Origin of the sequence: Noviherbaspirillum denitrificans, assembly GCF_002211445.1 — a bacterium.
GTDB classification, from domain to species: domain Bacteria; phylum Pseudomonadota; class Gammaproteobacteria; order Burkholderiales; family Burkholderiaceae_D; genus Noviherbaspirillum; species Noviherbaspirillum denitrificans.
The window spans coordinates 3079509-3086013 of the sequence record NZ_LSTO01000001.1 but is presented as its reverse complement, the minus strand read 5'-3'; the positions used below and the strand labels follow the sequence as shown (position 1 = coordinate 3086013).

Here is a 6505-nt window from a genome sequence, read left to right as displayed (position 1 = left end):
ATTCGGATGGCGCGGGCATGCGACCGGCGGTGTTCCCGCACTGGTTCCACCGTATCCGCTTCCGCTGCAAGGTGTGCCACGCTGACCTCGGCTTCAAGTTCAAGGCCGGCGGCAACGACATCAACATGGTGAAGATCATCGACGGCCAGTACTGCGGCGCCTGCCACAACGGCAACATCGCGTGGTCGATCGAGAACTGCAACCTGTGCCACTCCGGCAAACCGGGTACGCCGACGCAGGTGCATGAAAGCACCATCAATTCGCTGGTCGTGCCGGCGAACGCTGCCAAGCCCCAAGCGGCGCAGCAAGCGCAACCCCAACAGCCGAAGAAATAGGAGCAATCATGAAAAAGTCTCTCATGCTCCGTGCCGGCCTCTTTGCATTGGCAACAGGTGTCCTGTCGCTGTCCGCATTCGCGGCCGACCTGCCGAACGGAAAAGCAATCTATGACGCAGGCTGCGTGGCCTGCCACAGCACCGGCGCAGCAGGCGCTCCCAAGCTCGGCGACGCCGCTGCGTGGGCGCCCCGCGTCAAGACCGGCGCACCGTCGCTGTACAACAGCGCCATCAAGGGCAAGGGCGCGATGCCGCCCAAGGGCGGCAATGCCAGCCTGTCCGAAGCCGATGTCCGAGCTGCGGTCAATTACATGATCAGCCAGTCCGAAGGTCCGAAGGGCGCGGCACCTGCCGCGGCAGCTCCCGCATCGGCACCCGCACCTGCCGCCGCCGCCCCTGCGCCGGTAGCCGTGGTGGCAGCAGCGCCGGCACCCGCGGCAGCAACCGGCGCCGCCCCGGCGAACACCTTCAACCGCCTGATGAAGCCCGCCGCGCAGCGCAACCTGCCGCCGCCGCAGGACGGCATCCATGATCCGGAAAATGACGGTACGCACTCGCTGCAGCCGCCGCTCTCCGCGTTCACTGCCTTCGTGCGCAACAATGACGGCAACCGCGTCGACTGGGTGAAGACGCTGGGCGAGAACCGCATCCAGCCGCGCTTCGACCGCAACGACCCCAACGCCAAGCCGATGGTCATGGACATGAACATCGTGCGCGAAGTGAAGGGCACGATGCCGGACGTGGTCTATCCGCACAAGCAGCACACTGAATGGCTCGACTGCTCGAACTGCCACCCGGCGATCTTCGTTCCGCAAAAGGGTGCGAACCAGATCTCGATGGCGTCGATCCTGCTCGGCCAGGCATGCGGCGTGTGCCACGGCAAGGTTGCATTCCCGGTGTCGGAATGCCGCCGCTGCCACTCCAAGAGCAAGGCGCTGCCGGTGAAGGCGGAAGCCAAGCCATGACGGTAAAGGGCCGGTATTCCGGACGGCCCCTGGCCGCCGCCATCGTGCTTGCCGGCGCCGCGTCCGCGGTCGGCATGCCGGTTGCGGCCATGGCGCAGGTGTCGACCGGCGGTACCTCCGTTTCTGCTCAGGCCCAGCTCGAAAGCAAGACGCGCCTGGTCAAGCTTCTGCTCTCGCAGTCGCCGGCCATGCAGCGAATTCCGCAGAGCGGCAATGTGCAGGCTCAGAAGAAACTGGCCGATGCCCGGGCGCTGTTCGCCCGGGCCGGTTCGGAAGCCGAAGCAGGGCGCCAGGCGGAGGCCGTCAGGATGCTCGACGAAGCCCTGCGTGAAATCACGGCAGCGTCGCGCATGGTGCCGGATACCGCGCAGCTTGCATCCCAGGAGCGAGCACGTTATGCCGGCATGAGCGAAACCACGCGTGTTTTCCTGAACCTGTACAAGGGCGTGTCAGCCAGGATGGCGGCCAAGGGCGGCGCAGCGCCGCTCGACGTCAACGGCGTCAACAGCGCCATTGCGCGGGCCGATTCGCTCGCGGCGTCGGGCAACCACAAGGATGCCAACGCGGCGCTCGGCGAAGCCTACAAGACTGTTGTCGGCGCGCTCAACCGCACACTGATGGCCGAAACCATTGTCTACGACCAGAAATTCGATACGCCGTCGGACGAGTACAAGTACGAACTCGCACGGAACCGGAACTATGAAGAACTGGTGCCGCTCGCCATCGCACAGCTGAATCCGCCGCGCGAAAGCGCCGCCATCAGCGACAGCTATGTCCAGCAGAGCAGGCACCTGCGCGACGCCTCCCAGAAGCATGCGGCGTCGGGCGACTACCAGCTCGCATTGAAAACCATCCAGGACGCGACCCTCCACCTGCAACGCTCCCTACGCGTAGCAGGCGTGGTTGTGCCGCAAACCACCGAAAGCAAACCATGATTACCCAACGTCCCCTTAAAACCGTCCTTGCCGCACTCGTCGGCGCGCTTTTCGTGCAGGCCGGCGCCGTGATCGCCGCCGATGCGCCCGCCGCACCTGCTGTCGAAGGCCAGCAGGTCCGCCCGCCGCGCGCTCCGGAAACCAAGGAACAGGTCGAGCGCCGCCTCAGTTCCGTCGGCACGCTGCTGGAGTCGTCTTCCGGCGCCAAGCAAGTCGAAGCCAGCGGCAATGCCCAGGCCCAGGCACAGCGCGCCAAGGCACGCGACCTGCACAAGCAGGCCGAAGCCGCCTACCAGAAGGGCGACCTGCCGGCCGCATCGCGCCTGCTGGATGAAGCAGCGAAGACTATGTTCGACGGCGTCCGCCAGGCCGCACCGGAACAGGTCACCCGGGAAAAGAAGCAGCGCGATTTCGACAACCGCCTGGAAAGCGTGAAGGCACTGCTGACCGCGCAAAAGCGCATCAGCTCCGAGAAGAAGCTGGGCGCGAAGGGTGCGGAAACCACAGCCAAGATCGAAACCCAGATCCGCGACGCACAGGCGCTGGCTGCCGCCGGCAAGCTGGACGAAGGCAAGGCCGCGCTGGACAAGGTCTATGTCGAGACCCGCGCCTCCATCGAAACGATGCGCGAAGGCGACACCCTGGTTCGTTCGCTCAACTTCGCCACCAAGGAAGAGGAGTACCATTACGAGGTGGACCGCAACGACACGCACAAGATGCTGGTCAAGGTCCTGCTTGAAGAAAAGCGCGCCTCCAACCCCAATCTCGAATCCATGGTCCAGAAGTACGTCGAACAGGCAGCGGCCCTGCGCACCAACGCAGAGGGTATGGCGGCCAAGAAGGACTACGAAGGTGCGATCAAGGTGCTGGAAGACTCCACCAAGGAACTGGTGCGTGCCATTCGCAGCGCCGGCATCTACATCCCGGGATAATCCATGCGCAAGTCGAGCCTGTGGTGTGTGTTAAGGTGGCTGGGCCTTGTGCTTGCGGCGGCACTCGCCTTTCCGGCGGCCGTGCAGGCGCAGATCCCCGGCCTCGCACCCACGGTCCGGCCGATGAACATGCCGTATCCTGTCCAGCAGCCGCTGAACAAGGATGGCGTGCATGATCCGGCCAATCCCGGCATCAAGATGCTGCAGGAGCCCCGTGAGGGGCTCTCCAAGCTGCCCAAGGATTATCCGGGCAACGGCGTCCATTGGGTGAAGGCGCTGCGCGAGGGCATCATCCAGCCGCGCACCAACATCCTGCCGGGCACCGAGATCAAGGTGCTCGACCTCGACATCCTGCTCACCAACACAGGCGAGATGCCGCTGGTCCTGTTTCCACACAGGCAGCATACGGAGTGGCTGGATTGCAGCAACTGCCACGAGCGCATCTTCGCGTCGAAGAAGGGCGGAACCAAGGGATTGAGCATGTTCGCGGTGCTGCAGGGCGAGTTCTGCGGCCAGTGCCACGGTGCGGTTGCATTTCCGCTTACGGAATGCAACCGTTGCCACAGCCAGCAACGGAAGTGAGGACGGCCATGCACGCACCCAAGTCCCGAACACTTCTGAAGATCCTCGCCGCCCTGGTGGCTGCCTGGCTGGCGCTGGTCTCATTGCCGTCCCATGCGGAGTATGCCGACGTCGTGCTTAACCGCCGCGCCGAGAAGGAGGGCGTCCGCCCGGTCGTCTTCCCGCACTGGTTCCATCGCATGCGCTTTCGCTGCAAGGTGTGCCACTCCGAACTCGGCTTCAAGATGCGCGCCGGCGCCAACGATGTGACCATGGCTGACATCATCGATGGCAAGTTCTGCGGCATGTGCCATAACGACCAGATTGCATGGGGCGCAGCCAACTGCGACCTGTGCCATTCGGGAAAGAAGGGGCTGCCGCCGGGGATTTACGGCGGCTCGTCAACCACCGGTCCGGGGAAGTGGTAGAACATGAAAACGATCGCCGCCGCAGTCCGCTCCATGAGACATGCCTGCATTGGCAGTCTTGCCATCTTGTGCCTCATGGGGAACGCGGTGGCAGCCGATGAACCCGCGCAGCGTCCGCTGGTCGGCCGCACGCAGGTGCTGGCGGGCGCGCAACTGACGGTCGAACCCACCGGCATTTTCCCGCAACCGCGCACCGCGGTGACGGGATACCTTCCCTTCATCTCGCCGGTCGCTGTTGCTGCCCGCAACAACATCCTGTATTTCGTCGATTCCGGCCACCGCCAGGTATTCCGCTACGATCCGGCGCGACTGTCGATGGTCCGCTTCGCCGATGCCGTGACCGGCACCGCATCCGCGATTGCCGTCGGACCCGACCTTTCGCTATATGTGGCGGAACCGGGAACCGGGCAGGTGCTGCATTATTCCTGGGACGGCCGGCCTCTGCCGTCGTTCCGGCACGAGCCGGCGTTGCGCCAGCCCGTCGGCATCGTGGTGGACGAATCCAGCGGGCAAGTGTTCGTCGCCGACAGCCTGTACAATCATGTCGTGGTCTTCAACGGACTGGGGCGCGCGCTGGAACTGCTCCGGCCCGAGGAGGCCAAGAGCATCGAGTCGATGGCGCGCGGTCCGGACGGTTTGTACGTGGCCGATCGCCTCGGACGGCAGGTGGTGGTCATGGCGCTGGATGGGCGGGATCTGTATTCCTTTGGTAACGAAGACCTGAAAATGCCCCACGCGATCACGGTGGATCGCTTCAATCGCGTGTTCGTCAGTGACGATTTTGACAATACCATCAAGGTATTCCAGGATCGCGAACTGATCGCCACCATCGGTGGAAGCGGCGCCTCACCGGCGAACTTCAACCGCATTGCCTTCCTGTCACTCGACCGAAACACCCTTTATGTCGCTGACAGTTTGAATGGCCGCATCCAGTCTCTCCAGCTTTCCACGGTTCCTGTGCGCCGTCCTGGCCAGTAGTCCTGCCCGTCTTTTCCTGTCGGCTGTCCTCGGGGCGCTCCTGCTTGCGGGTTGCGCCGAGACCAAGTACCAGATGCATCTCGATCCCGAGCCGGTCGCCAACGGCGCGCCGCTGGTCTGGCCGGCGCCTCCGGAAACCGCCCGTTTCCGATATGTGGGCCAGCTGACGGGAGAAGACAATTTCGTTCCCGACGATAGCGGACGACCCGGTTTCGGCGCGGAAGTACTGAAATGGATCGTCGGCATGTTCGACTCGGCCGAGGACAAGGTCGTCCTGCGGCGGCCGCAATCCGGCATGGTCGACTCCCAGGGGCGGGTACTGGTCACGGATGTGGGCAGCAATGCGGTGTACGTGTTCGACAACATTGCGGCGCAACTGCATGTGTATGTGCAGGCGGCGGAGAAACAGGGTTTCATCACCCCCGTCGGGATCGCCGAAGGGCCGGACGGGCAGATACTGGTTGCCGATGCCGAACTGGGAGAGGTGTTCCGCCTGAGCTCGGACGGCAAGCCCATGGGCAGTTTCGGCAAGAACGTGCTTGTCCGGCCGACTGGCCTCGCACGGGATCCAGAACGTGGCCGGGTGTACGTTTCCGATACCCATGCGCATGACGTCAAGGTCTTCGATGACGAGGGCCGCCTGATCGATTCGATCGGCAACCGCGGTGACGAAGAAGGCACGCTCAACTACCCCACGCACCTTGCATATGCAAAGGACAAGTTGTATGTCACCGACGGCATGAACGCCCGCGTGCAGATCTTCGACATGCAGGGCAGGGTGATTACGACGATCGGCCGGCGCGGCATGTATGTGGGTGAGATGACACGCCCCAAAGGTGTAACAGTTGATTCCTACGGGAACATTTACGTGGTGGAATCTTTCTACGATAATCTTCTCGTATTCAACAGTCAGGGACAGTTTTTGATGCCCATCGGCGGAACCGGCAAGGAAGTCGGCCAGTTCTACCTGCCGGCGGGCGTCTGGAGTGACCGGCAGAACAGGATTTACGTGGCCGACATGTTTAACGGACGCATCGTCATCTTCCAGCTGATCGGGGGGGCGTAATGTCCTGGCCCAGGCGTACTGCCGCGGGGCTGGTGGTCCTGCTGCTCCTGCTGCTGACCGTCCTCGCGCAGGCAGCAATCACTGCAACCAGCAAAGTGTCGGATGTGCGCGGCACCAAGCATAACTTTTCTGCAACTCCCGACGGCACCGCAACGCCTTCCGGCGGCAAGGTGCCGGTCCGCAGCGTCAAGGCCAGTTCGGAGACGCAAGTGTGCGTCTTTTGCCACACCCCGCATAACGCTGAATCGGGCGCCCTCGGCAGCGGCGCCAACACCTACAGTGCGCCCTTGTGGAACCGCAAGCTG

At 63.6% G+C, this 6505-nt stretch carries 8 protein-coding genes and 1 pseudogene; all 9 read left to right on the top strand.

Annotation, left to right across the window (positions count from 1 at the left end):
• A partial coding sequence (locus AYR66_RS14965; RefSeq protein ID WP_088709832.1) for a c(7)-type cytochrome triheme domain-containing protein occupies positions 1–335 on the top strand: 335 nt, incomplete at its 5' end.
• A gap of 8 nt (positions 336–343) precedes the next feature.
• A complete protein-coding gene (locus AYR66_RS14960) occupies positions 344–1300 on the top strand; it encodes a c(7)-type cytochrome triheme domain-containing protein (RefSeq protein WP_088708150.1) in 957 nt (318 codons plus the stop codon).
• Entirely contained in the window at positions 1297–2235 is a 939-nt protein-coding gene (locus AYR66_RS14955) for a hypothetical protein (protein WP_088708149.1), read from the top strand. Before AYR66_RS14960 ends, AYR66_RS14955 begins: the two co-directional genes overlap by 4 nt.
• Positions 2232–3167: a hypothetical protein gene (locus AYR66_RS14950; RefSeq protein ID WP_206047184.1), complete on the top strand. Its 936-nt coding sequence runs from the start codon at positions 2232–2234 to the stop codon at positions 3165–3167. Before AYR66_RS14955 ends, AYR66_RS14950 begins: the two co-directional genes overlap by 4 nt.
• A 3-nt stretch (positions 3168–3170) precedes the next feature.
• A complete protein-coding gene (locus tag AYR66_RS14945) occupies positions 3171–3749 on the top strand; it encodes a c(7)-type cytochrome triheme domain-containing protein (protein WP_088708148.1) in 579 nt (192 codons plus the stop codon).
• A gap of 8 nt (positions 3750–3757) precedes the next feature.
• Positions 3758–4156, top strand: coding sequence for a c(7)-type cytochrome triheme domain-containing protein (locus tag AYR66_RS14940; protein ID WP_088708147.1), 399 nt, complete (start codon positions 3758–3760; stop codon positions 4154–4156).
• Between the two features lie 3 nt (positions 4157–4159).
• Positions 4160–5134, top strand: a complete 975-nt coding sequence (locus AYR66_RS14935) for an NHL repeat-containing protein (RefSeq protein ID WP_088708146.1) — start codon at positions 4160–4162, stop codon at positions 5132–5134.
• Positions 5076–6200, top strand: a complete 1125-nt coding sequence (locus tag AYR66_RS14930) for a 6-bladed beta-propeller (RefSeq protein ID WP_206047183.1) — start codon at positions 5076–5078, stop codon at positions 6198–6200. Before AYR66_RS14935 ends, AYR66_RS14930 begins: the two co-directional genes overlap by 59 nt.
• Positions 6200–6505 (top strand): annotated as a pseudogene (locus AYR66_RS14925) (hypothetical protein); the annotation flags it as partial. The gene AYR66_RS14930 and the pseudogene AYR66_RS14925, both read left to right, overlap by 1 nt.